Source organism: Clostridium tertium (assembly GCF_017873245.1).
Taxonomy (GTDB): domain Bacteria; phylum Bacillota; class Clostridia; order Clostridiales; family Clostridiaceae; genus Clostridium; species Clostridium tertium.
The window spans coordinates 301,742-327,106 of sequence record NZ_JAGGJY010000001.1 but is presented as its reverse complement, the minus strand read 5'-3'; the positions used below and the strand labels follow the sequence as shown (position 1 = coordinate 327,106).

The 25,365-nt window shown below is 28.4% G+C and carries 24 protein-coding genes; all 24 read right to left on the bottom strand.

The window, feature by feature from the left end; translation table 11 throughout:
- Nucleotides 1-2: 2 nt before the first annotated feature.
- Nucleotides 3-1,319: a ribosome biogenesis GTPase Der gene (gene der, locus J2Z25_RS01600; RefSeq protein WP_008678305.1), complete on the bottom strand. Its 1,317-nt coding sequence runs from the start codon at nucleotides 1,317-1,319 to the stop codon at nucleotides 3-5.
- Nucleotides 1,319-2,653: a DUF512 domain-containing protein gene (locus J2Z25_RS01595; protein ID WP_209737844.1), complete on the bottom strand. Its 1,335-nt coding sequence runs from the start codon at nucleotides 2,651-2,653 to the stop codon at nucleotides 1,319-1,321. The genes der and J2Z25_RS01595 overlap by 1 nt, the downstream gene beginning before the upstream one ends.
- Nucleotides 2,654-2,896: 243 nt before the next feature.
- Nucleotides 2,897-3,553 carry a phosphate signaling complex protein PhoU gene (gene phoU / locus J2Z25_RS01590; RefSeq protein WP_008678303.1) on the bottom strand — a complete coding sequence of 219 codons (657 nt, stop codon included), beginning with the start codon at nucleotides 3,551-3,553 and terminating at the stop codon, nucleotides 2,897-2,899.
- 23 nt (nucleotides 3,554-3,576) lie between these two features.
- Nucleotides 3,577-4,326, bottom strand: coding sequence for a phosphate ABC transporter ATP-binding protein PstB (pstB, locus tag J2Z25_RS01585; protein ID WP_035285730.1), 750 nt, complete (start codon nucleotides 4,324-4,326; stop codon nucleotides 3,577-3,579).
- A 42-nt stretch (nucleotides 4,327-4,368) separates the two neighbouring features.
- A complete protein-coding gene (gene pstA, locus J2Z25_RS01580; RefSeq protein WP_035285143.1) occupies nucleotides 4,369-5,193 on the bottom strand; it encodes a phosphate ABC transporter permease PstA in 825 nt (274 codons plus the stop codon).
- 2 nt (nucleotides 5,194-5,195) lie between these two features.
- Complete coding sequence (gene pstC, locus J2Z25_RS01575) at nucleotides 5,196-6,083, bottom strand: phosphate ABC transporter permease subunit PstC (protein ID WP_097032729.1); 888 nt, start codon at nucleotides 6,081-6,083, stop codon at nucleotides 5,196-5,198.
- 60 nt (nucleotides 6,084-6,143) lie between these two features.
- Nucleotides 6,144-6,992, bottom strand: coding sequence for a phosphate ABC transporter substrate-binding protein (locus J2Z25_RS01570; protein ID WP_209737842.1), 849 nt, complete (start codon nucleotides 6,990-6,992; stop codon nucleotides 6,144-6,146).
- Nucleotides 6,993-7,185: 193 nt separating this feature from the next.
- The gene (locus tag J2Z25_RS01565) at nucleotides 7,186-8,892 is read right to left on the bottom strand and encodes a HAMP domain-containing sensor histidine kinase (RefSeq protein WP_209737840.1); all 1,707 of its coding nucleotides are present in this window, start codon (nucleotides 8,890-8,892) and stop codon (nucleotides 7,186-7,188) included.
- Between the two features lie 3 nt (nucleotides 8,893-8,895).
- Nucleotides 8,896-9,594 (bottom strand): winged helix-turn-helix domain-containing protein, encoded by a 699-nt coding sequence (locus J2Z25_RS01560; protein ID WP_008678299.1) that lies wholly within the window; start codon nucleotides 9,592-9,594, stop codon nucleotides 8,896-8,898.
- 11 nt (nucleotides 9,595-9,605) lie between these two features.
- Nucleotides 9,606-10,343, bottom strand: a complete 738-nt coding sequence (gene pgeF, locus J2Z25_RS01555; protein WP_209737838.1) for a peptidoglycan editing factor PgeF — start codon at nucleotides 10,341-10,343, stop codon at nucleotides 9,606-9,608.
- 159 nt (nucleotides 10,344-10,502) lie between these two features.
- The gene (gene nrdR / locus J2Z25_RS01550) at nucleotides 10,503-10,958 is read right to left on the bottom strand and encodes a transcriptional regulator NrdR (RefSeq protein WP_008678297.1); all 456 of its coding nucleotides are present in this window, start codon (nucleotides 10,956-10,958) and stop codon (nucleotides 10,503-10,505) included.
- Between the two features lie 80 nt (nucleotides 10,959-11,038).
- A complete protein-coding gene (locus J2Z25_RS01545) occupies nucleotides 11,039-11,356 on the bottom strand; it encodes a YlmC/YmxH family sporulation protein (RefSeq protein WP_008678296.1) in 318 nt (105 codons plus the stop codon).
- 128 nt (nucleotides 11,357-11,484) lie between these two features.
- On the bottom strand, nucleotides 11,485-12,258 hold the full coding sequence (sigG, locus tag J2Z25_RS01540; protein WP_035285139.1) for an RNA polymerase sporulation sigma factor SigG: 774 nt from the start codon (nucleotides 12,256-12,258) through the stop codon (nucleotides 11,485-11,487).
- Nucleotides 12,259-12,339: 81 nt separating this feature from the next.
- Nucleotides 12,340-13,047: an RNA polymerase sporulation sigma factor SigE gene (gene sigE, locus J2Z25_RS01535; protein WP_008678294.1), complete on the bottom strand. Its 708-nt coding sequence runs from the start codon at nucleotides 13,045-13,047 to the stop codon at nucleotides 12,340-12,342.
- Nucleotides 13,048-13,055: 8 nt separating this feature from the next.
- A complete protein-coding gene (gene spoIIGA / locus J2Z25_RS01530; protein ID WP_209737826.1) occupies nucleotides 13,056-13,853 on the bottom strand; it encodes a sigma-E processing peptidase SpoIIGA in 798 nt (265 codons plus the stop codon).
- A gap of 220 nt (nucleotides 13,854-14,073) precedes the next feature.
- Nucleotides 14,074-15,195: a cell division protein FtsZ gene (ftsZ, locus tag J2Z25_RS01525; protein ID WP_209737824.1), complete on the bottom strand. Its 1,122-nt coding sequence runs from the start codon at nucleotides 15,193-15,195 to the stop codon at nucleotides 14,074-14,076.
- Between the two features lie 830 nt (nucleotides 15,196-16,025).
- Nucleotides 16,026-17,081: a type IV pilus twitching motility protein PilT gene (locus J2Z25_RS01520; RefSeq protein ID WP_008678290.1), complete on the bottom strand. Its 1,056-nt coding sequence runs from the start codon at nucleotides 17,079-17,081 to the stop codon at nucleotides 16,026-16,028.
- A gap of 117 nt (nucleotides 17,082-17,198) precedes the next feature.
- A complete protein-coding gene (gene sigK, locus J2Z25_RS01515; RefSeq protein ID WP_008678288.1) occupies nucleotides 17,199-17,894 on the bottom strand; it encodes an RNA polymerase sporulation sigma factor SigK in 696 nt (231 codons plus the stop codon).
- A gap of 264 nt (nucleotides 17,895-18,158) precedes the next feature.
- Nucleotides 18,159-19,772: a penicillin-binding transpeptidase domain-containing protein gene (locus J2Z25_RS01510; RefSeq protein ID WP_209737822.1), complete on the bottom strand. Its 1,614-nt coding sequence runs from the start codon at nucleotides 19,770-19,772 to the stop codon at nucleotides 18,159-18,161.
- A 63-nt stretch (nucleotides 19,773-19,835) separates the two neighbouring features.
- Nucleotides 19,836-20,453: a uridine kinase gene (gene udk / locus J2Z25_RS01505; protein WP_195954175.1), complete on the bottom strand. Its 618-nt coding sequence runs from the start codon at nucleotides 20,451-20,453 to the stop codon at nucleotides 19,836-19,838.
- A 21-nt stretch (nucleotides 20,454-20,474) separates the two neighbouring features.
- Nucleotides 20,475-21,710 carry a peptidase U32 family protein gene (locus J2Z25_RS01500; protein ID WP_209737820.1) on the bottom strand — a complete coding sequence of 412 codons (1,236 nt, stop codon included), beginning with the start codon at nucleotides 21,708-21,710 and terminating at the stop codon, nucleotides 20,475-20,477.
- A 4-nt stretch (nucleotides 21,711-21,714) separates the two neighbouring features.
- Nucleotides 21,715-22,359, bottom strand: a complete 645-nt coding sequence (locus J2Z25_RS01495; RefSeq protein WP_008678279.1) for an O-methyltransferase — start codon at nucleotides 22,357-22,359, stop codon at nucleotides 21,715-21,717.
- A 48-nt stretch (nucleotides 22,360-22,407) separates the two neighbouring features.
- Nucleotides 22,408-23,415, bottom strand: a complete 1,008-nt coding sequence (gene mltG, locus J2Z25_RS01490; protein WP_209737818.1) for an endolytic transglycosylase MltG — start codon at nucleotides 23,413-23,415, stop codon at nucleotides 22,408-22,410.
- A 96-nt stretch (nucleotides 23,416-23,511) separates the two neighbouring features.
- The gene (gene typA, locus J2Z25_RS01485; protein WP_209737816.1) at nucleotides 23,512-25,338 is read right to left on the bottom strand and encodes a translational GTPase TypA; all 1,827 of its coding nucleotides are present in this window, start codon (nucleotides 25,336-25,338) and stop codon (nucleotides 23,512-23,514) included.
- Between the last annotated feature and the right edge of the window lie 27 nt (nucleotides 25,339-25,365).

The following is a 25,365-nucleotide window of genomic DNA, read 5'->3' as shown; positions in this document are numbered from 1 at the left end:
GCTTATTCCTTCCTTTCCCTATATTCTATTTGAATACCTGTTCCACTGAAGTCAAAGCTTTCTCTTAATTGATTTTCAAGATATCTTTGATACGAAAAATGAGATGCACTTGAATCATTAACGAAGAATATAAACTTTGGTGGCTTTGCTGCAACTTGAGTTGCATAGTATATTTTCATTCTCTTAAGTCCTACTATTGGAGGTTCCTTCATAAGAACTGCTTTGTTTATAACTTCATTTAGTATTCCTGTAGGAATTCTCTTAGAGTAATTATCATAGCATTCCTTAGCTGTTTCTAGAACCTTATGTGTTCTTTGTCCTGTCTTAGCTGATATAAATAAGTATTTTGCATACTTTAAGAACTTAAGATTCATTTGTAGTTCTTCTTTATATCTTTGCATTGTTTTATCATCTTTTTCGATTAAATCCCACTTATTTACTATAACCATAATAGCTTTATTCATTTCATGCGCATAACCTATTATTTTTTCATCTTGTTCAGTAACACCTTCAGTGGCATCTATCATTAAAATACATACATCAGCTCTTTCAATAGCTGCATATGTTCTAATTACTGAATATCTTTCTATTTCTTCTTTAACTTTGCTCTTTCTTCTAAGGCCAGCTGTATCAACTAGGATAAACTTTCCTTGTTCAGTTTCTAACGCACTATCTATAGAATCTCTTGTTGTACCAGGAATATCAGAAACTATTAATCTTTCTTCTCCAAGTAATCTATTTATTAAAGATGATTTTCCTACATTAGGTTTTCCTATCATAGCTATTCTTATAAATTCATCTTCTTCATCTTCTTCATTGAATTTATCAAAGTTTTCAACAACTCTATCTAGCATATCTCCAAGACCTAATGCTTGAGAAGCTGAAATAGTTACTGGGTCTCCAATACCTAAGTTATAAAATTCCCATGCATTTTCTTCTTCTTTTAAAGAATCTACTTTGTTTACTACTAAAACAACTTCTTTTTTACTTTTTCTAAGCATATTTGCTACTTCATGATCGGCAGGAGTTAGACCTTCCTTACCATCAACAACAAATATTATTACATCGGCAGTTTCTATAGCTATATTAGCTTGCCTTCTCATTTGTTTAACTATTATATCTTCTCTTTCTGGTTCTATACCACCAGTATCTATCATTGTAAAATTATAGTTAAGCCATTCAGCTTGAGCATATACTCTATCTCTAGTTACCCCTGGTGTATCTTGAACTATAGATATTCTTTGCCCAGCTAATTTATTAAATAGAGTAGATTTACCTACATTTGGTCTTCCAACTATTGCAACTATTGGTTTAGCCATTATTTTTCCTCCTCACAATTTGCATTTATTATGTCAATAAGGTCATCTCCTGTATAATCACAAACTATCACCTTAACGCCTAACGCTTTTTCTACATCCTCACTTCTTAAATCATCTAACATAATCATGTCTGCAGGTGCAAGCTCATATCCTTTTCTAAACATATTACTTGGCATAATTAAATAATCTGTTTTTATCTTTCCTTTTAATTGATCTATTATATCAGTTCCTGTTAAAAGCCCTGCTACCGTTATAGTATTACCAAAGAAGTTATTAGTAATCTTATATACATCTATTTGAATATTAGGATTATGTTTCATTATAAGCTCTGCAGATCTTTTTATTTCGTCGTAAGCTAACTCACCAGTTACCATTGAAAAACTTCCTTTTGAATTTTCATCTAAAAATTCTATAGATCTTTGTACTACTTCTCTATAGTATCTTATCATTCCTACACCATCTTCTAGCTGCTCATACTCTGAATAAAACTCTTCATTTGGAACATCTAAGCCAGCTACTATATAAAACTCATCTGATAATCTAACAAATGGTGCTCCTGTTTCTTCAATAAATCTTTTTTGAAGATCTTGAATCATCATTATTTCATTTTTTGATGTTTCTTTTGTGAATGTATCTACATAAGGTAGGTTTTCTCTAAACTTAGTAACTCCTATTGGTACAACAGCTACGTTTTTCACAAATGGATGTAATTCATATAAATCAAGAACAGTTTTTCTTAATTCTTCGCCATTATTTACATTTGGAATACACACTATTTGTGCATGCATTTCAATTTCTGCATCTCTAAGCTTTTTAAGTCTATCCATTATAGCTCCTGCAAATCTGTTTTTCAACATCTTTACTCTAAGCTCTGGATTTGTTGTATGTACTGAAATATTTATAGGACTTATTTTATATCTTATTATCCTATCTATATCTTCATCTTTCATATTTGTTAAAGTAACAAAGTTACCTTGTAAAAATGATAATCTTGAATCATCATCTTTAAAATATAAAGAATTTCTCATTCCCTTAGGAAGTTGATCTATAAAACAAAACATACATTTGTTAGAGCAACTTTTAGCTTTATCCATTATTCCGCCTTCAAATTCAAGGCCTAAATTTTCTCCGTATTCCTTTTCGATTTCATATTCCCAGACTTCACCATCAGGTTTTTCAATTTCTAGTAGTACTTCTTCGTCCGCAGCTAAAAATTTATAATCTATAATATCATCTATAGGAGTACCATTAATTGATAATAATACGTCATTAACTTCTATTCCAACCTCTTCTGCAATACTTCCAAGGTCTACTTTTTTAATTATATTTTTCATATTTCACCTCAATATCTTAAAATATTGTCTTTTAATTATCTTATAGTTTATCTAAATTAACATTATATTTATTAAAAATCAACCTAAATACCCATAACTAGTTAATTTATTCCTAAAATGGAGAGCTTCATTCCTCTTAAGCATACTCCACCTAAGTATAATAATCACTTGATGTTATATTACATTAATAATAAATTCAAGTCAACAGAAAACATCCCCATTATAGGGGATGTTTTTCTTTATCTATTCATTTAAATCAACATAATTGCCTTTCTTAGAGAATATTATCCATTCACATATATTAGTTACATGATCACCAATTCTCTCTAAATACTTAGATGCAAATAATATTTGTGTGCCTTGATTTATCATGGATTCATCTTTTCCCATTTTCTTTAATACAATTTCAAACATTCCTTGATAAATTTCATCTACTCTATCATCCATATCACAAATTTCATATGCAGCTTTTTCGTCTCCCTTTACATAGGCTTCAATTGCAAGTTTTATCATGCTTATAATTATATCAACTATTTGCCAAATTGGTGCTATTTCATTTGAAAAATTTACTCCTTTAACTCTTGGAACTATCTTACAGATATCTACTGCATAATCAGCCATTCTTTCAAGGTCAGTTACTATTTTAGATGTAGTATATATACTTCTTAAATCTCTTGCAACTGGTGATTCAGTAGCCATAAATTTTACGCATTTTTCTTCTATTTCTTTTTGAAGATCATCAACCTTATCATCATTTTTCATAACCTTCTTTGCTAAGTCTAAATCTTGATCTTTGAGTGCAGTCATACTGTCATATATTTGTTTTTCTACCAAGCTAGCCATTTCTATAAGCTCTGAGTTTAACAATTTTATCTTGTTACTCATTACTTCTCTCATCATTTCAAATCACCTCTTATATATTTTTAGCCGAATCTTCCTGTAATATAATCTTCTGTCCTTTTATCCTTAGGTTTATAGAATATATCCTCTGTATCAGCATATTCTATTATTTCACCATTTAAGAAAAATGCAGTTTTATCAGCAATTCTTCCTGCTTGTTGCATGTTATGAGTTACTATAATTACTGTATACTTCTTCTTTAATTCCTCCATCAATTCTTCCATTTTATTAGTTGAAATAGGATCTAATGCAGAAGTTGGCTCATCCATTAATATAATTTCTGGTGAAACTGCTATAGTTCTAGCAATACAAAGCCTTTGTTGCTGTCCTCCTGATAAACCTAAAGCACTTTTTTTGAGTCTATCTTTTACTTCATCCCAAAGCGCTGCGCCTTTTAAACTTTTCTCAACTATTTCATCTAAAGTTTTTTTATCTTTTACTCCATGTAACCTGGGGCCATATGCTATATTATCATAAATTGACATAGGGAAAGGATTTGGTTTTTGGAAAACCATTCCTACCTTTGTTCTTAACGCTATGACATCTTTACTTTTATAAATATCTTCTCCATCAACTAGTATTTCACCATCTATTTTAACATTATCTATTAAATCATTCATTCTATTTAATGTTCTTAAAAATGTTGATTTCCCACATCCAGAAGGTCCTATAAATGCTGTTACTTTGTTTTCTTCTAAATCTATGTTTATGTTTTTTAATGCTTGATTATCACCATAATATAAATTCAAATTTCTTACTTTAATTTTAGGCATTAATTCCTTTGACATACTTACACCTCTTAGCTTTTATTCTTATTAGTAATTTGCCTTACTAAATTTCTTCGTTATTAACTTTGCTATAATATTTAAAGCTAATATTATCCCTATTAACACTATACCAACAGCAGTAGCTTGCTCTATATTTCCAGCTTCCTGAGTTACTAAATATGATTGAACTGTTAGCGTTCTTGCACTAGACAGTATTCCCTTAGGCATTTTAGCAACAGTACCAGCAGTTAAAAGTATTGCAGCTGATTCTCCAACTACACGTCCAACTGATAATATTACTCCAACTAAAATCCCCGGAATAGCACTAGGCACTATAACCTTATAAAGAGTTTGGAACCTTGTTGCTCCTAGTCCTAATGATGCTTCCTTATATGATGGCGGAACTGATTTTAAAGCTTCTTCTGTTGTTCTTATTATTACTGGCAATATAATTATTGCCACTGTTAATGATCCAGCTAATAATGAATATCCTAGTTTTAAAGTTACAACAAAAAATATTGATCCAAATAGTCCATATACTATTGATGGAATTCCTGATAAACTTTCCGTTGCAAATCTTATTATCTTTACTATTTTTCCTTGCTTTGCATATTCTGTTAAATAAATAGCTGCAAGTATTCCTATTGGTGTTGCTACTATTATAGATATAAAAACTGTATATAAAGTTGCTACTATCATAGGCAAAATACCACCATTACCTGATGCCGAATAATTTTCAGTCAGAAAATCTATACTTATATGCTTATAGCCTTTTAAAAATATAAATCCTAATATGAATACTAATACTCCAACTGTAAGTCCAGCAGAAATCCATACTAATGCTTTCAATAAATTTTCTTTAAATTTTCTCATATCTATTTACCTTCCTTATTAGAAAGTTTACTTAATACTAAGTTTAATAATAATATAAATAAGAATAATATAATTCCCGTTGCAAATAGCATTTCTTGATGAGTTCCAAATGCATAACCCATTTCTAATGCAATATTAGTAGTTAAAGGTCTTACAGAGTCCATTATTGAACTTGGAATTATAGCTGAGTTTCCTGCTACTAATATTATTGCCATAGTTTCTCCAATTGCCCTACCTATTCCAAGGACAACAGCAGCTAAAATACCTGATTTTGCAGCAGGTACAACAACCTTAAAAGTTGTTTCTATATGTGAAGCACCAAGTGCTAGTGAACCTTCCTTATATGATTTAGGAACTGCTCTAATTGCAGTTTCTGAAACTGTTACTATTGTTGGCAGCATCATAACTGATAAAACTATTATAATTGCTAAAAGACTTTGCCCTTTTGGTAAATTGAATGTATCCATAATCCATGGTACTATTACTGCCAATCCAAACACCCCATATAAAACTGATGGAATTCCAGCTAAAAGCTCAACAGCTCCTGATATTATTTTTCCAATCCTTTTGGGAGCAATTTCCGCTATAAAGATAGCTGTAAGTATTCCAATCGGTACTCCTATTATTAAAGATCCCATAGTACCAAATATAGATGCTAGTACCATCGGCAATATTCCAAATTTATCTGAAGATGGAATCCATTTTGTCCCAAATAAGAAATCTTTAAAAGAGTATCCTTTGCTAATAAAAGGAGTTAGCCCTTTGTAGAATACAAAACATATAATTAACAATAAACTTATTACTGCAATTAGAGCACTTGCTAAAAATACGCATTTTGATATATTTTCTATTAAGTATTTACTATCGTTGTTTTTTTTTACATTTAACATGCTTACCCTCTCCTATGAAAGTAAGAATGCCCAATAATGAGCATTCTTAATAACTCAAAGTTATTTAACTGGAATTAATTTATTTTCTTTGACTATTGTTTGACCTTCATCACTTAAGATAAAATCAATTAATTTTTGACCATTTCCACTTAAGTTTCCTTCCTTAGTTGCCAATAAGAATGGTCTTGAAATCTTATATTCTCCTGATTTTACTAAATCAGCTTTTGGTTCTACATTTTCAACATTCACAATATTTACTTTATCATCTAAGTATTCAAAAGATACAAAACCTATTGCATTTTCATTTCCTATAACTGTTTCTTTTAACCCACCATTGCCATTAGAAATCATTGCGTCAGTTTTTAATTCTTCTGATTTATATCCAACTATTTCTTGGAAAGCATCTCTTGTTCCTGAGCCTTCTTCTCTTGAAGCAACAACTATAGGTGCATCTTTTCCGCCCTCAATTTCTTTCCAATTAGTTATCTTTCCTGTGTATATTCCCTTTATTTGTTCTAATGTTATATTTTTAATTTGATTATTTTTATTAGTTATTATTGCTATACCATCATATGCTATAACTGTTGGCTTAACTTCCTTTTCTTCTTCAGTCTTTAGTTCTCTTGAAGACATTCCTATTTCAGATACCCCATTTATAGCATCTTTTATTCCTGCTGAAGATCCTACTTGATTTATTTCTATTGAAACATTACTATTATCGCTTTCATACTTTTCTGCAATTTTCTCCATTAATGGTCCAACTGATGTTGATCCAGAAATTGATATTGTTGTAGATTTTTCTCCAGTACTTTCATCGCTTGCTTTGTCATTACCACAACCAACAAAAGCACCTCCTACCACTGTAACTAATAAAGCTGTACATATAAGTTTTAAGCTCTTTCTTTTCATAAAATTCTCCTCCAATTAATAATTTAATTTAATCATCTATATTTATTAATTTTCTCTACATACTTATATTAATCCCTAAAAGTTAAGTAAATATTAGTTCAAAGTTAAAAAAAGTTATGAGATTGTTAAAAAAAATTAACAGTACTACGCACCTATACGCAAAAAAAGAAAAGGCTTGCAAAGCCTTTTCTTCTTAATAAATAAAATCATCTATTTTTATATTTTTTCTTAGCTTTATAGTGAATTTAGTTCCTTTATTTAAAGTTGACTTAACAAAAATTTCTCCGTTGAACATTCTTGCTATATGTTTTACTATGGCTAATCCTAATCCAGTACCACCCTTAGCTCTTGATTTATCAACCCTATAAAATCTTTCAAATATTCTTGGTAAGTCTTCTTTAGGTATCCCAATCCCATTATCCTCCACTTCTATATAAGTATAATCATTAATATCATAAGTTCTAATACTTATTAAAGTTTTATCATTTGAGTATTTTATAGCATTTTCAACTAAATTCAATATCATTTGAAAGAACTTATCTCTATCTCCATTTAATTCATTTGTACCATTACTTGAAAAATTTATTTCTATTTGTTTACTATTCATCTGTGGAGTAACCATATTTATAACATCTTCTATTACCTTCGCTGGATTAAATTCTTCCTCTTTCATTTTATAGTTATTTTCGATATTAGAAAGAATTAATATATCATTTATTAAATTTGTTAATCTCTCTGCTTCTTTATCAATTATATCCAAAAATTTATTTCTAGTAGGTAAATCTTCTACAAATTTAAGTGTTTCTGCAAAACCTTTTATTGATGTTAAAGGTGTTTTTAATTCATGTGATACATTTGCAACAAACTGACTTCTTATATTTTCAAGTCTTTTTATATCTGTTATATCTAAAACAGTAATCACTACACCTATTGGTATTTTTTTATCATTTATTATAGGGGCTTTCTTAATTCTAAGTTCTCTCAATATTGGATGAATAAGTTTTATTTCCTTCATTTCTATTGCTGGAATATTCCTCATAAAGCTTAATATATCATAATCAATTATATACTCTGAAATATTTTCTCCTATAATATCTTCTTTTATTCCAAACAAATTTTTAGCATATGGATTAATAAGCATTACCTTTTGCTTATTATCTACTGCAATTACTCCACTTTCCATACTTTCTAATATAGCTTCTAACTTATTTTGTTTATCTAATGAATCACTAATTCTAGATTGCAACTGATCTGCCATATTATTAAAAGTATTTGCTAATGAACCAATTTCATCATTTGTATATATACTTACTCTTCTACTATAGTCACCATTTGCAATTTTATTAGTAGCAATTTCAAGTTCCTTAACAGGATAAATTATAGCTCTAATTAGTTTTAAAGAAAGCCCTAAGGATAATAGAATTACAAATACTATAACTATAAAATAATATTTAATATAACTTTCAGAAAATACCTTTATTGTATACAAAGGTACAGAAGATCTTACTAATGTATTATCATCTATCTTAGTTGCATAGTAAATCACATTTGTAGCTTGAGTCTCGCTATATCTAGTTGAAGAAGCCTCTCCATTTTTTAAAGCTTCAACTATTTCATCCCTATTTAAATGATTTTCAAGATTTTCATTACTAGTATCTTTTAATACATTTCCATCTCTATCTACAAAAGTAAACCTTACTTTTGCATTACTTATTTTAAAATCATCTAAATTACCATCTTTAAAGCTATTTGATTTTATTACTAAATTATTATAAACAGATAGAATTTCTTTAGTTTTATCTATTTCTTTAATATTAACTAATGCTATAAAGGAGCATGTTACAATTAGTAATGCAAAAATTACAGTTATTAATGACGATGCTAATATTCTCTTCTTCATAATTTAGTTATTAGGATTAAACCTATATCCTACTCCTCTTATAGTTTCTATAAATTTTGGATTTTTATCATCTACTTCTATCTTTTTTCTTAAATATCTAATATGAACATCTACAGTTCTTGTTTCTCCAACATATTCATATCCCCATATTTTATCTAGAAGAGTTTCTCTAGTTAATATTTTCCCTCTATTTTTAACTAATATTTCTAACAATTCAAATTCCTTTAATGTTAAATCTATTTTTTTATCAGATATAAGCACTTCTCTCCTTTCAAAATTTATTAGGATTCCATTTGTCTTAAATATTTCCTCGCTTCCCCCTAATGACTTTGTTCTTCTTAAAACTGCTTTTATTCTTGCTAATAATTCTCTTATTGAAAATGGTTTTGTCATATAATCATCAGCTCCAAGTTCAAGGCCTAATATTTTATCTAGTTCTTCTCCTTTTGCTGTTAACATTATAACTGATATATCTTTAGTATCATTATCGCTTCTTATAGCTTTACAAACATCATAACCATCTAATCCAGGAATCATTAAGTCTAATAACATAAGCCTTGGATTTTCTTCTTTTGCTAATTTAACAGCATCTATTCCGTTATTAGCAGTTATAACTTTATAGCCTGAATTTATTAAATTATAACTTATAAGTTCTACTATATGATCCTCATCATCAACTACTAGTATTTTTTCTTCTGCCATTAATATCCCCCCTATTTTATAAATGCAAATGAAAATAGTCTTCCGTAAGTACCTACTGATTTTCTATATGAATATAACTTTACATTTTCCTCACAATGTGTACATAAATTTAATGAATATATATTATTTTCATTAATTCCAAATTCTCTTAAATCTTTTAGAATACATTCTTGCATACTTAGATATCTTCCATCGAATAATTTATCTTCATCTATCTTTGTCTTTTCTATAAATTTTTCTTTTAATTCTTCTGAAACTTCATAACAACATTTTCTTATATGTGGCCCTATGAAAACCTTAGTTTCATTTGTATCTATATTAAATTCGTTCTTCATTTTTAATAAAGTCTTTGAAGCTATTGAATTAAATGTTCCCCTCCAACCGCTATGAATGGTTGCTACTATATTACTTTTCTCATTCACTATAATTATAGGTACACAATCTGCTGTAAATACTCCTATTGCTATATTTTTTTCTTTTGTAATTAAAGCATCTCCTTCTTCATCTTTTATATTTATATAATCCTTATTATAAGTGTAAATTTTATTACTATGGATTTGATTTAAATAAATAACATCACTTAAATTAAAATCTTTTATTATACTGCTCAAATTATTAATTCCATACTCTGTATTTCTATTAAAGCTTCTATCTTCTTCTGCTGTTGAAAAAACTAATTCTATTTTTCCTAAATCATAAACTAAAAAATCTTTTTTCAACTTAAAATCCCTTACAGATAAGTTTATCATGTAGTCACCTCTTTAATTTGTTTTAATACATTTTACCATTTATTAAACATATTTTCTATTTTTTTTGCTTTATTGATTATGTTTTAACTTACTTTTAACCTTATTTTTAACATAAAAAAGTTAACTTAAAATAGAAGTATTCTATTTTAAGTTAACTTTTTATTCATTAGATACTAAATTTTTAATTTCTTCTAAGAAAGTATTTATATCCTTAAACTGTCTATAAACAGACGCAAATCTAACATATGATATTTCATCTAAATTTTTAAGTCTATCCATTACCATTTCTCCAATGATTTTAGAGTTAACTTCTGTTATCATCTTATTTGAAATAGCCTTTTCTATGTCTTCTGCTAACTCTTCTATTTGCTTTCTTGATATAGGTCTTTTTTGACAAGCTATAATTAGACCATTTATTATCTTTTCCTTATTAAAATTTTCTCTTGTTAAATCTCTCTTAACAACTAATATCGGAATATCTTCAACCTTTTCATATGTAGTATATCTTTTATTACAGTTCAAACATTCTCTTCTTCTTCTAATAGTAGTATTATCATCTGTAGATCTGGAATCAACTACCTTACTTTCTTCAAAAGAGCAAAAAGGACATCTCATTTTATTCACGCCTTTCCTAATTATTGTCTTAAGTATATATAGATTATACAGATTTTTTTAGAATTTTACTAGATATTATTTTACAAATTAAATTCTTCTATATCAGCACTATCAACTAATATAACTTCTACACCTGCTTTTTTCACCTTACTCCATGGTATTTCTAAATCTTCTTCTTTACTAAACCAACCCTTAGCTGTTCCTGGTAGTATTATTGATATAACCTTACTTTCTTCTATATTAATAACAAAATCTTTTATATATCCCATCTTTGATCCTGTTTTAATATCTATTACTTCCATAGTTCTTAATGCATTTAAAGAATGTAATAATAAATCGTCATCTTCTACTTCAGAATACATTTCATTTTCAGTTTTTATATTATCAAATAACCCCATTAAAAATCCTCCTTAAATAATCTTCATACTAATAAATATTTTTATGTCTTTAAGATTTAATTTATTCAATATAAATTTAATAGCCTGTACACATTTTATTATTTTTAAAGAGCTCTCTTAAAAGAGCTCTATACATATTTCCTCATATGCTTTAATGCAGTTTTCTCTAATCTAGAAACTTGAGCTTGAGATATTCCAATTTCATCAGCAACTTCCATTTGAGTTCTTCCATTAAAGAACCTTAATGTTAATATAAGTTTTTCCCTATCATTTAACTTTTTCATTGCTTCTTTTATAGATATATTTTCAAGCCAACTTTCATCACTATTTTTTGAGTCACTTATTTGATCCATAACATAAATGGCATCTCCACCATCGTGATATATCGGCTCAAATAGAGATACCGGATCCTGAATAGCATCTAACGCAAATACTACTTCTTCCCTAGGTAAATTAAGTTCTTTAGCTATTTGTGAAACTGTAGGTTCTTTGTTATTTTCTTTTATTAATCTATCTCTTACTAATAGAGCTTTATAAGCTATATCTCTTAGAGATCTACTTACTCTTATTGAATTATTGTCCCTTAAATATCTCCTTATTTCCCCTATTATCATTGGTACTGCATAAGTTGAAAACTTAACATTTTGACCTAAATCAAAGTTATCTATTGCCTTCATTAATCCTATGCATCCAACTTGGAATAAGTCATCAACATTTTCTCCTCTATTATTAAATCTTTGTATAACACTTAAAACCAATCTTAAATTACCTTTAATAAAAGTTTCTCTAGCACCTTTATCTCCGTCTCTCATTTTTAAAAGTAACTCTCTTTTTTCTTTTTCTTTTAATATAGGTAGTTTTGAAGTATTCACTCCACATATTTCTACTTTATTAATAATCAAGCTCATCAACCCCTTCGGAAGTAATAACATACTGCATTAAAAAGTATCCCCGAGAGTGATTAGTTTTATACTAAAGACAACCTAAATCATTTTATTGATTTCTTTTTTCAATCTATTTATTATTTTCTTTTCTAACCTTGAAATATATGATTGCGATATTCCAAGCATATCTGCAACTTCTTTTTGAGTCTTTTCTCTAGTACCGTTTAAACCAAATCTTAGCTTAACTATTTCTTTTTCCCTATCATTTAAATGCTTTAATGCTAGGAATAATAACTGTCTATCAACTTCATCTTCAATCAAATTATAAACAATATCATTTTCAGTTCCTAAAATATCTGATAATAAAAGCTCGTTACCATCCCAATCAATATTTAATGGTTCATAAAAAGATATCTCTGCTTTTACTTTACTATTTCTTCTTAAATACATTAATATTTCATTTTCTATACATCTAGAAGCATATGTAGCTAATTTTATTTTTTTCTCTGGATTAAAAGTGTTAACTGCCTTTATTAATCCAATAGTTCCTACAGAAATTAAATCTTCTACGCATACTCCTGTATTTTCAAATTTTCTTGCTATATACACTACTAATCTTAAGTTTCTTTCAATTAATATATCTCTTATAGATTCATCACCATGTATAAGTTTCTCTACAAGTTCTTCTTCCTCCTCTTTTTTTAAAGGTGGTGGAAGAGCGTCATTTCCTCCCACATAATGGACTTCATTTTTAAAAACTTTTAATTTTTGTAAAATTCTATTTATTAATACTCTTAAACTCATCATATTCTCACCTATATTACTCCTCTTGATAATAATGCATTAAATTCATTTTCTTTACTTAATTTATTTTTACAGCTACAAATTATAGCTTCTATAGTTCTCCACTCTTTATCTTCTCCACGAATTCTTACTTTTTCACTTTTGAATCCCTTTAAATTTCCTTCTTCTCCAATAGTACTATAAGGAATATAAAATTCTTCATGCTTTTGTATATTAAATCCATTCAAAAAATCATTTTCTATTATAATGCAAGGTAAATTAGTAACAGGTTCCCTTAAGGCATTTCCAGTATCTAATAATCCTTTAATAAATAATGTATTTTTTTCATCTGATATTTCAATTTCATATATAAAATTATTAATTACAGCTCTTTCTCTTAAGTGATCTACTACCCTAACTATAGCTATGTATAGTATCATTATTGATATTATTAAATATTTCATAGAATAATTACTTATTTCAAAAGAATCGAAAACACTGTATTGGTTGTCCATCAATGAAAAACTAAAACAAAATCCAGCTAACGTAAATGACATAATTAAAAATGTTATTGAAGCTTTTATAATCTTAAGTATTTTAAAACTTTTACTTGTGATTGAAATCATTATTAATACTACAAAAAGTTTAAATGGTAAAGATGTTAAAATACTATTTTCAAAGAATAATACTATAGTATAAAATGCTCCAATTGCAGCTGAAAAATAAATAGTTTTATTGTATTTATATCTAGACACCTTCATAGTAATTAACAGTAAGAATAAATTTACAATAAAGTTTTCTATTATAAGTATATCTATGTAAACTACCATACAAATCTCCCCCCTTGTATTTAAATTATAAACTGTTACTCTTCAAAATTTTGTCATAAAAACTCTTCGTAACATATATTTTAATCTCTTATTTACTACATATAATTACAGTTAATTGATTATTATAATAAAAAATAACAAAGAAGTACTATTATTATTAATTTACATTAATAATAAAAAAAGACTAAGAAAGCATGACTTTCCTAGTCTTTTTAATTAATTATTTTCTTGATCTTAAAAAGCTTGGTATATTTACACTATCAGTTTCAATATCTAAAAGAGGATCTACTCTTTTTGTTGGTTCTGGCATTTCAACTTCCTGTTTAACCGGTTGCTCTTTAACTACTCTCTTTTCAAATACAGGCTCATGATTCAATATTTTATTATTATCCTCTTCAAAGCCTGTAGCTATAACTGTTATTCTGATTTCATCAGATAATGTTTCATCTATAACAGCCCCGAATATTATATTTGCATCTGGATCAGCTGCTTCTCTAACAATATCAGCTGCTTCATATACCTCTATAGCTCCTAAATCTACTCCACCTGTAAAGTTAATAATAACTCCTGTTGCACCATCTATTGATGTTTCAAGTAATGGAGATGAAATAGCTTGTCTTACAGCATCTTGTGCCTTATTATCTCCAGTTCCATGACCTACTCCCATATGAGCAAGTCCTTTATTTAACATAACAGTTTCTATGTCTGCAAAGTCAGCATTAACTACCCCTGGAATAGTTATAAGATCTGATATAGCTTGTACCCCTTGTCTTAATACTTCATCCGCTAATTTAAATGAATCTAATAGAGTTGTTTTCTTATCTGCCATACTTAGTAATTTTTCATTTGGTATTATAACTAAAGTATCAACTGCTTTCATAAGGTTTTCAATCCCCATTTCTGCATGTCTCATTCTTCTTTTACCTTCAAATGGGAATGGCTTTGTAACTACACCTACAGTTAATATACTCATAGATTTAGCTATTTCTGCAACTACAGGGGCTGCACCAGTACCTGTTCCACCGCCCATACCAGCAGTTATAAATACCATGTTTGCTCCCTTTATAGCTTCTGCTATTTCTTCTCTACTTTCTTCCGCTGCCTTTTTTCCTATTTCAGGATTAGCTCCAGCTCCTAGTCCCTTTGTTAACTTTTCTCCGATTTGGATTTTAACATTAGCATGAGATAGCATTAAAGCTTGTTTATCAGTATTAACGGCAATAAACTCAACGTTTTTTAGCCCTTCAGCAATCATTCTATTAACGGCATTTCCTCCGCCGCCTCCGCAACCAATTACCTTAATATTGGTTAACTCTTGCATATCTACTTCGAAATCTAACAAAATAATTCCTCCTTTAGAAAATATATACTAGTAATTTTTCTACTTTGTTTCTTCTCTTAATTCATTTACTAATCTCAAATTCAATAATAATATATCTTCATATATTAATTTTACATCATACTGTACCTTTTTAACAATACTTTAATATCCTAAACAAGAAAAATTTTGTTACTTAAAGGCAATAAATGTATATTTTTGGGCTTTGACTTGTATTTCTTTACTTATATTCTTTTTAATTACTATTAAAATTTAGAAACTAATGTAAATTTTATTTAGCTTTATAATTATAACCATAATTTTTATAATTAAATTTAATAAAATTCAATTATATTTTATCATCTACAATGAAATAACTCAACCTTTTAGTCAATATTATGATTATTTTAAAAAAAATCATACGTACTTTTTTTTAATAACACTCCCTTTATCTATGTATAATAAGATTTTCTTATTATCTATTGTTAAATACATTTAAAATATATAAAAAAACATTTATAATCTTATATTCAACAAAGATTCTAAATTTCCTCTAATAAGTTGTGTTATTTTATAAATTTATAAAAGGTGCGGTCTTATAAATCCATTTAATATAAAATTTAATTTATTCAATTTCAAGTAAACTTTATTTCCTTAAAAAAGTTAATCTCTTATTTTTCTAAAGGATCTCGCGTTTCGTTAGCCCATTTTAAACCATTGATTTTACTTACTTAAAGACGTTTTAAACCTAAATAGAGATTTTTATCTATTATTTATATATGCTAAAAAGGGAAGCTCCAATTAGAACTTCCCTTTTTATTTGCTAATATCAAAATTTATTTTGATACAGCTTCTTATAACATCATTATTCTTTTTATAGTCTCCCTATCAACTGAATATGTTAATGCAGTTTCTCCACTTATGATACCTTTTTTATATAATTCTGCTAATGCCATATCCATAGTTTTCATTCCATATTTTCCACCTGTTTGAATTGCTGATTCTATTTGATGTGTCTTACCTTCTCTAATTAGATTTTGAATGCCTGGTGTTGTAGTCATTATTTCTAAAGCAGCAACTCTCCCTTTATTATCTTCAACTGGTACTAATTGCTGAGATACAACACCTTGTAATACAGCTGCTAATTGTACTCTTATTTGTTGTTGCTGATGCGGTGGAAAAACATCTATAATTCTATCGATAGTTTTAGCAGCCCCTATTGTATGTAGCGTGGAGAATACTAAATGACCTGTTTCAGCTGCAGTTATTGCAATTGAAATAGTTTCTAGGTCTCTCATCTCCCCTACAAGTATAACATCTGGATCTTCTCTTAAAATAGCTCTTAGTGCACTTTGATAACTCTTGCTATCTTTTCCTATTTCTCTTTGATTTATTATGCAATTATTATGCTTGTGAAGGTATTCTATTGGATCTTCTAATGTTATAATATGAGCCTCTCTTGTATTATTTATTTCATTTATCATGGCCGCTAATGTTGTACTTTTACCACTTCCTGTTGGTCCAGTAACTAATACTAATCCTCTTTGCTTTTGAATTATATCCTTTATTACTTTAGGATGCTTTAATTCATCTAAACTCGGTATTTTTAATGCAATTACTCTAATAGCAATAGCATCGCTATTTCTTTGTTTAAATATATTTACTCTAAACCTTCCCGTCCCGGAAATAGAATATGATGTATCCATTTCACCTGTTTTATTATATAATTCAAAATTTTCTCCCAATATTTCTTTTGAAAAATCCCTTAATGCACTTGGCATTAGTTTTTCAGTTCCTAATTTAATCAAACTTCCATTAACTCTTATAGTTGGAGGTAATCCAACTGTCAAATGTAAATCTGATGCCCCTTTTTCTATTGTCTCATTTAATAAATCATTCAACACATACATTATTCTATATCCTCCATGTTGCTAGATTATGTCTATCTTATTTTATTCGATAAAACTTTCTATATTCCTTCTTTATATTACATAATATTTCAATGTAGGATATATATGTTTATAATGTTATTTTGTTGATAACTCTTTTTTCAGCTTTTTTAAAGCTTTCTTTTCAATTCTTGAAACATATGATCTTGAAATACCTAATAATGCTGCTATTTCCCTTTGGGTCCTGCACCTACCATCAATAAGTCCATACCTCATCTTTACAATTTCTCCTTCTCTTTCGCTTAATGAAACACATATTTTATTATATAATTGCTTAATTTGAAGATTACTTTCAACTTTTTCTAAAACAGAATCTTTTTCGCTACTTAATACATCAATTAAGCAAATTTCATTTCCTTCTTTATCAACTCCAATAGGATCCTGTAAATATACTTCATTTTTTTGTTTTTTGTTATTTCTAAAAAGCATTAATATCTCATTTTCTATACATCTTGATGCATAAGTAGCTAACCTAGTTCCTTTTGATGCATCAAATGAATCTATTGCTTTTATAAGTCCAACAGTTCCTATAGATATTAGTTCATCAATATCTTTATTTGGAAAATTATATTTCTTTACTATATGTGCTACTAATCTAAGATTCCTTTCTATTAATATGCTTTTTGCTTCTTTGTCCCCATTTTTTAAAAGTTTTAAATATTGCTCTTCTTCTTCTTCATCAAGTGGTTTTGGAAATGTATTATTGCCTGAAATATAACCTGTTAAAAATACAGAATTACATAACAGCTCTATAATATTAGATAAAAAAAACACAGAACTTCCTCCTCGTAGTGCTTATTATATAATATGATGAAATCCGAAAATATTGCTTGTGTTTCTTAAAATAAAGTTGGAATATTTTTTTAGTAATTTTATATTAGATATATTATTATTATTAAGTTTTTATAACTAGCTATAATTAATCATAAAATTCATACTATGTCACAAAATAAAAACTGTCATAACATCAATACAGATTTTATGACAGTTTTTATTATTTATAATAATTTTATATTTTCTTTTTAAAATTAAGTATTCTTATTTCTTAGTTAATGATGTAACTATATCTCTAAAGATAGGAGCTCCAGTATTTCCTCCACCAAGTTCTCTTCCATCAGGATGTTTTTCTCCAATATTAGGTGCAATAACTACTATAGTATACTTTTTGCCATCCATTTCAAAATATCCAGCAAACCACCCATGGTTAGTACCCCCATTTCCTGTTGATGTACCAGTTTTTCCTCCAATATTAACGCCTTCTACTTTAGCTTCAAACCCTGAACCCTCCCAAATTACTTTTGACATTGTTTCCTGAGCTAGTCTTGCAGCTGTTTGACTAAATACCCTTACCTGCTCTTCTTTAAATTCCTTTACAATATTATCATTATCATCAACTATTGACTCAACTATAGTAGGCTTTATATAAACGCCATCATTGACCACCGTATTATATAATCCAGCCATTTGTACTGGAGTAACCATTATAGTTTGACCTATTGAAATATTATTCATACTATTTTCCACAGTAGGTTTTACTCCTGAAGCTTCATTTCTATTTTCACCTTTTATATTAAAGACCGGCTTAAATAACCCCATTTTTTCTAAGTAAGTCATCATTTCATTATAACCGACTTTTGCTCCCACTTTTGCAAAAACATCATTACATGATATTTTCAATGCATCTTCTACTGATAAATCCCCATGACCATAAGGTTTACCATCCTTGCTACAGATCTCACCAGTACAAGAAAAAACATCAGTTGGACTAATAATGCCTTTATCTAATGCAACTGTTTCTGTTATTACCTTAAATATTGACCCTGGCTCATAGCCTAATTGCTCTATTCCTAAATTTACATTTGCTTGAGTTTCATCCTTTTGAACCATAGCTTTTATTTTCCCTGTTTCTACCTCAGATACCACTACACCAATATTTTTTAAAAACGCATAATTTTCTTTTTTAAGCACCTCTCTAACCTTATCCTCCCAGGTTTCATCTACAGTTAATTTAATATTATTATTATTTTCTAAAGTAAGCTTTCCATCTCCATAAACAGCTTTTTCATCCAAATAAAATTTAGCTTCTGGATAAGTATTATTTTTTATATAAGAATTCAAATCATATTCTAGTGAATTTTCAATAACATTTTCATCAGCTATATTTGCTAAAAAGTTACTTGTCTTCCAAGCTTCCTTAGTATCAACTTCATCGTATGTATAGGTATATATCCCTTTTATATTTTTTAATTTATTTACTTTATTAAAAGTTTCTTCACTAACAGTATAGTATATTTTACCATCATTTTTCATAACATCTGAATAATTAAAATCAGGTTCTTCAGATTTCATGATAAAATTTAAGGCCATTAAATCTTCCAGTGTCTCTTCGTAATTATTAAGCATAAAAGGCTTAGTATCCAATATAACTATGTATTTTTTATTATAGTCCATCATATCTTTCCCATTAGTATCAAAAATTCTATATTTCATCTGAGATAGATTTTCAGATTGATAATTTTTCATTTGCCCCGAAACATTTGACGATGGATGCACCTGAAGAAAATATAATCTAACAACCAATAAAGATATAATTATTAAGTAACTCCCCGTTATTATTACAATTCTCTTTAAATCAGCTCTATTTTTATTCATTATAAAAAAACACCTCCCTAGGCTTAATTCTAGCCTTTGGAGGTGTCTTTTATACATTTTTTTCTATTTTATAATATCTTTTATTTTAGTTACAAGTATATCAATTGCAACTTTATTCTGTCCACCTTCTGGAACTATAATATCTGCGTATCTTTTTGTTGGCTCCGTAAATTGCATATGCATAGGTCTAACAACATCTAAATACTGACTAACAACTGAATCTACAGTTCTTCCTCTTTCATTAATATCTCTAATTAATCTTCTAAGGATTCTTATATCAGCATCAGTATCAACATATACCTTTATATCTAACAACTCTCTAAGTCTTTCATCTTCTAATACTAATATACCTTCAACGATTATAATATCTTTAGGATCTATTCTTACTGTTTCTTTAGCTCTATTATGATTTGAAAAATCATAAATAGGCTTGTTGATAGCAATTCCATTAATTAAATCGCTTAAATGTTTGATTAGCAAATCATTATCAAACGCTCTTGGATGATCATAATTTGTTTTAACCCTTTCCTCCATAGATAAATGACTTTGATCTTTATAATACATATCTTGCTGTATCATTGCTATACATTCATTAGAAAAACTTGAATATATGGCGTCTGCAATGCTACTTTTACCCGATCCTGTTCCACCAGTTATTCCAATTAAGATTGGCTTTTTCATTATAGTTCCTCCTTCTTATGTCTACAGCTCTAAAACTTTCTTTCCTTTAATTAACATATCTTTTTCTTTTAATGGAGTTTCCACTTTAGCTTTAAATACCATATGCGCTCTATTAGCAACATTAGTTTTAACTTTTTTCTCCACATCAAACATTTCATCAAGTTTTACATTGAAATTAGGTGTATGAGATCTTAAAACTTCAACTACATCACCTTCAAAAACTCTATTTTTTTGAAGAATAGTTGCTTCTTTTGTTTCAGGATCATAACTTTGAACAATACCTACTATATCATAATCTCTAACATAAGATGACACATCATAATTTTGTTCTCCAGTTTTTCCAAAGAAGAAACCTGTATGATATTGTCTATGACTTATTCTTAATAATGTATCCATCCATTCTTGTTTAAACTCATATCCCTCAGGATTTGCTATATATGAATCAACAGCTTCTCTATAAGCTTTAACTACTGAAGCTACATAAAATTCACTCTTCATTCTACCTTCTATTTTTAATGAATGAATACCACTCTTAATAAGCTCAGGTATATGTTTTATCATACATAAATCTTTTGAATTCATTATATATGTGCCATTATCATCTTCTACAACTGGATAATATTCACCTGGTCTAGTTTCTTCAACTAAATAATACTTATATCTACAAGCATTTGAGCATATTCCCTTGTTAGCATCTCTTCCTAACATATAATTTGAAATAAGACATCTTCCAGAATATGCAATACACATTGATCCATGTATAAATACTTCTAACTCACAATCTTCTGGAATATTTTCTTTTATAACATTAATTTCATTTAGAGTTAATTCTCTAGCTAAAACTACTCTCTTAACGCCTTGTTCATACCAAAACTTAGTCGCCATCCAGTTAACTGTATTTGCTTGAGTACTTAAATGTATTTCTAAATCTGGTGCTGCTATTTTTGCTGCCATTACTATTGATGGATCAGCAGCTATAATTGCATCTATTCCTAAATCGTATAATCCCTTGATATACTCTTCTACACCCTTTAAGTCATGATTTCTTGGAAATACATTCATTGTTACATATAATTTTTTCCCTCTATCATGACAGTACTTTACTCCTTCTGCCATTTCTTCATTAGTGAAGTTATCTGAAAAAGCTCTTAAATTAAGTCTTCCTCCACCTATATATACTGCATCGGCTCCAAAGTCTATTGCAATTTTTAATTTTTCTAGGCTCCCTGCTGGTGCTAAAATTTCTGGTTTAATCATATTTTTACCTCCTTTTAGTCACTGCAATTCCATCCCCCATTGGTATTACAGAAGTAATTAAATCTTTATCATTAGATACTAATTCTAAATATTCTCTCATTCTTTTTACTATTGTTATTTTTCGTCTTTTTACTAATTCATTAGATGCAACCATCCCTCTAAACAAAACATTATCTGCTACTATAACTCCATCATCTTTTAACAACCTTAAACAATGTGGTAAAAAATGATTGTAATGACCCTTCCCAGCATCCATAAATATTAAATCATATGGTTCATTTAAATCTTCTAAAATTTCTAGGCAATCTCCTTCTTTAATCTCTATTTTTTCTTGAAGGTTATATTTTTCGAAATTTTCCCTAGCATATTTTATCATATTTTCATCACGTTCTATAGTTGTAATAGTTGGTTTTGTTCCTGATGCTTCATACATCAAAATCGCTGAATATCCTATAGCTGTTCCAAGTTCTAAAATTCTTAAAGGTCTTTTCATACTAACCATAAACTCTAAAAATTTAGCTGTTTCTTTTTGTGCTATTGGAACCTTATTTTCTCTAGCAAAGTCCTCTAATTCTTTATATTTATCACAAGCTTTAGGTATTAAGCTTCTTATATATTCTTCCATATAATCATGGGTTATTCCACTCATGTTACTCCTCCGAATAGGCACTGTAAATTATAGCCTTAAGTTTTTATCTTAATATCCAAGATCATTTTGTTTTTTTATAAAATCTTCATAATTATTAGTAAAGTAATGTGTTTTATCATTTTGTAAAACATAAAATAAGTAATCTGTTTGCTCAGGTTTAAGTGCTGCTTTTATAGATTCTAAGCCTGGATTAGATATTGGTCCAACAGGCAATCCATAATTTTTATATGTATTGTATGGAGAATTTGTTTCTAAATGACTGTATAACACCGTATCAACATGTTCACCTAATGCATATATCACGGTTGCATCTATTTGTAACATCATGTCAATATTTAGTCTATTAACTATGACAGATGCAATAACAGGTCTTTCTGAATCAATCCTAGCTTCTTTTTCTATCATAGATGCTATAGTAACAACAGTTTCTATATCTTCATTTTTAACAGTAGTATTTACTTCTTTGATTGCTTCATTAAGCATTTCTTTAAATCTTGCAACCATTTTTGTAATTATTTCTTTAGGTGTTTCTCCAACTTTTATTAAATATGTATCTGGAAATAAATATCCCTCTAAATTATATCTTTTTTCACTATTTATGTTTACAAACGATGGCAACTCATACTCTTTTATAGCTTTAATAAAATCTTCTTTACTACAGATTCCTTCTTTTTCTAATTTTTCACTTATATCATCTATTGTATATCCTTCAGGAACTGTAAACTTCACAATATTCAATGATGACTCACTTGTTAATGTATTTATTAATTCATTAACATTTAAATCTTTCTGTAAAACATATTCACCTGGTTTTACATCTATATTTTTCCTTGAGATCTTAACAAATAATTTTATAAGTGGTAAATTTTTTATTTTATTTTCTTTTGATAAAGTATTTATTATGCTATAAAAACTATCCCCTTCTTGTACATTGATAACTATGTCTTCTGAAGTGTTTAATGGTTTATTTAATACTCTTTTAAATAAAACGAAACAACTTATAATTAGTATTAAAATTATTATTATAGGAATTGTTTTGGATTTCGATTTTCTCATAAAAACCCCCTACATACAAAGTAAATAGCCTATTATGGCTATTTACTTTATTATAATACTTTTTTTTATACTTATAAAGATATTTTATTTCATTTATTATTTTTTACTTCTACTTGTTATTCTTCTTCTTTCAGCTGCATCTAATACGCTTTTTCTCATTCTTATATTTTCAGGCGTAACTTCAACTAATTCGTCAGCATTAATAAATTCAAGACATTGTTCTAATGTCATTTGTCTTGGAGGAGTTAACTTAAGTGAGTCATCTGATCCTGAAGCTCTAGTATTAGTTAACTTCTTACCTTTACATATATTTATATCAATATCTTCTGCTCTTGAACATTCCCCAACTATCATACCTTGATATACAGGTACTCCAGCTCCTATGAATAATGTTCCTCTTTCTTGTGCATTGAATAGTCCATAAGTTATTGCATCCCCATCTTCAAATGAACATATTGATCCTCTGCTTCTTCCTGGAATTTCGCCTTTATATTTATCATATCCATGGAATACATGGTTCATTATACCATTACCTTTTGTATCAGTCATAAATTCGTTTCTAAATCCAATTAATCCTCTTGCAGGCACAATGAATTCTAATCTTGTATAACCATTAACTGCTGAAGTCATATTAACCATTTCAGCCTTTCTTGGTCCTAACTTTTCCATAACAGGTCCCATAAATTCTTCTGGAACATCTATAGTTAAGTACTCCATAGGTTCTAGCTTCTTACCATTTTCTTCTTTAAAAATAACATTTGCTTTTGAAACTTGGAACTCATATCCTTCTCTTCTCATAGTTTCAATAAGAATAGATAAGTGTAGTTCTCCTCTTCCTGAAACTTCAAAGCAATCTGAAGATATTTCATTAACTCTTAAACTTACGTTTGTTTCTAATTCCTTTAATAATCTATCTCTTAAATGTCTTGATGTAACAAATTCACCTTCTCTACCAGCAAAAGGAGAATCATTAACCATAAAGTTCATGCTTAATGTTGGTTCATCTATTTCAACAAATGGTAGAGCTTCTGGCTCTTGTGCATCTGCTATAGTTTCACCTATATTACAATCTGGAATACCACTTAAAGCAATTATATCTCCAAGAGAAGCTTCTTGTGCATCTTCTCTATTTAATCCATTGTATGTAAATATACTTGAAACTCTATAGTTTGATGTGCTTCCATCTCTTCTTACTAAAGCAACTTGTTGGTTCTTTTTAACAGAACCTCTATGTATTTTACCAATAGCTATTCTTCCTACATATTCATTTGTATCTAGTGTAGTTACAAGCATTTGGAATGGTCCATCTATATATCCCTTTGGAGCTTCTACATTTTCTAATATAGTTTCAAATAATGGAACCATATCAGTATTTGTATCTTCAACATTATATCTTGCAAATCCTTCTCTTGCAGATGCATAAATAATTTGGAAATCTAATTGTTCATCATCAGCACCAAGCTCTAAGAATAATTCAAATACTTCATCAATTACTTCTTCTGGTCTTGCATTTGGTTTGTCTATTTTATTTATAACAACAATTGGTTGTAATCCAAGCTCTAATGCCTTCTTTAAAACAAATTTAGTTTGAGGCATTGGACCTTCATAGGAATCAACTACTAATAAAACAGAGTCAACCATTTTAAGTACACGTTCAACTTCTCCACCGAAGTCAGCATGCCCTGGAGTATCTACTACATTTATTTTAACTCCATTGTACATAATAGCTGTATTCTTAGAAAGAATTGTAATTCCTCTTTCTTTTTCTAAATCATTTGAGTCCATGACTCTTTCTTCTATTTTTTCATTATTTCTAAAAACGTGACTTTCTTTTAATAAGGCATCTACAAGTGTAGTCTTACCATGGTCAACGTGAGCTATTATAGCTATATTTCTTATATCATCTCTACTTATTAAATTCATTTAATTTCCTCCAGTATATTTCATAAT

What these genes read in the sequence shown, in the direction of transcription:
- der (WP_008678305.1), bottom strand. Translation starts at nt 1,319, where the DNA reads ATGGCTAAACCAATAGTTGCAATAGTTGGAAGACCAAATGTAGGTAAA.
- J2Z25_RS01595 (WP_209737844.1), bottom strand. Translation starts at nt 2,653, where the DNA reads ATGAAAAATATAATTAAAAAAGTAGACCTTGGAAGTATTGCAGAAGAG.
- phoU (WP_008678303.1), bottom strand. Translation starts at nt 3,553, where the DNA reads ATGATGAGAGAAGTAATGAGTAACAAGATAAAATTGTTAAACTCAGAG.
- pstB (WP_035285730.1), bottom strand. Translation starts at nt 4,326, where the DNA reads ATGCCTAAAATTAAAGTAAGAAATTTGAATTTATATTATGGTGATAAT.
- pstA (WP_035285143.1), bottom strand. Translation starts at nt 5,193, where the DNA reads ATGAGAAAATTTAAAGAAAATTTATTGAAAGCATTAGTATGGATTTCT.
- pstC (WP_097032729.1), bottom strand. Translation starts at nt 6,083, where the DNA reads ATGTTAAATGTAAAAAAAAACAACGATAGTAAATACTTAATAGAAAAT.
- J2Z25_RS01570 (WP_209737842.1), bottom strand. Translation starts at nt 6,992, where the DNA reads ATGAAAAGAAAGAGCTTAAAACTTATATGTACAGCTTTATTAGTTACA.
- J2Z25_RS01565 (WP_209737840.1), bottom strand. Translation starts at nt 8,892, where the DNA reads ATGAAGAAGAGAATATTAGCATCGTCATTAATAACTGTAATTTTTGCA.
- J2Z25_RS01560 (WP_008678299.1), bottom strand. Translation starts at nt 9,594, where the DNA reads ATGGCAGAAGAAAAAATACTAGTAGTTGATGATGAGGATCATATAGTA.
- pgeF (WP_209737838.1), bottom strand. Translation starts at nt 10,343, where the DNA reads ATGATAAACTTATCTGTAAGGGATTTTAAGTTGAAAAAAGATTTTTTA.
- nrdR (WP_008678297.1), bottom strand. Translation starts at nt 10,958, where the DNA reads ATGAGATGTCCTTTTTGCTCTTTTGAAGAAAGTAAGGTAGTTGATTCC.
- J2Z25_RS01545 (WP_008678296.1), bottom strand. Translation starts at nt 11,356, where the DNA reads ATGGGGTTATTTGATAATATAAAAACTGAAAATGAAATGTATTCTGAA.
- sigE (WP_008678294.1), bottom strand. Translation starts at nt 13,047, where the DNA reads ATGATGAGTTTAAGAGTATTAATAAATAGAATTTTACAAAAATTAAAA.
- spoIIGA (WP_209737826.1), bottom strand. Translation starts at nt 13,853, where the DNA reads ATGGTAGTTTACATAGATATACTTATAATAGAAAACTTTATTGTAAAT.
- J2Z25_RS01520 (WP_008678290.1), bottom strand. Translation starts at nt 17,081, where the DNA reads ATGTATGTGTTGAATGATTTATTAAATGAGACAATAGAAAAAGGGGCA.
- J2Z25_RS01510 (WP_209737822.1), bottom strand. Translation starts at nt 19,772, where the DNA reads ATGAATAAAAATAGAGCTGATTTAAAGAGAATTGTAATAATAACGGGG.
- udk (WP_195954175.1), bottom strand. Translation starts at nt 20,453, where the DNA reads ATGAAAAAGCCAATCTTAATTGGAATAACTGGTGGAACAGGATCGGGT.
- J2Z25_RS01500 (WP_209737820.1), bottom strand. Translation starts at nt 21,710, where the DNA reads ATGATTAAACCAGAAATTTTAGCACCAGCAGGGAGCCTAGAAAAATTA.
- J2Z25_RS01495 (WP_008678279.1), bottom strand. Translation starts at nt 22,359, where the DNA reads ATGAGTGGAATAACCCATGATTATATGGAAGAATATATAAGAAGCTTA.
- mltG (WP_209737818.1), bottom strand. Translation starts at nt 23,415, where the DNA reads ATGAGAAAATCGAAATCCAAAACAATTCCTATAATAATAATTTTAATA.
- typA (WP_209737816.1), bottom strand. Translation starts at nt 25,338, where the DNA reads ATGAATTTAATAAGTAGAGATGATATAAGAAATATAGCTATAATAGCT.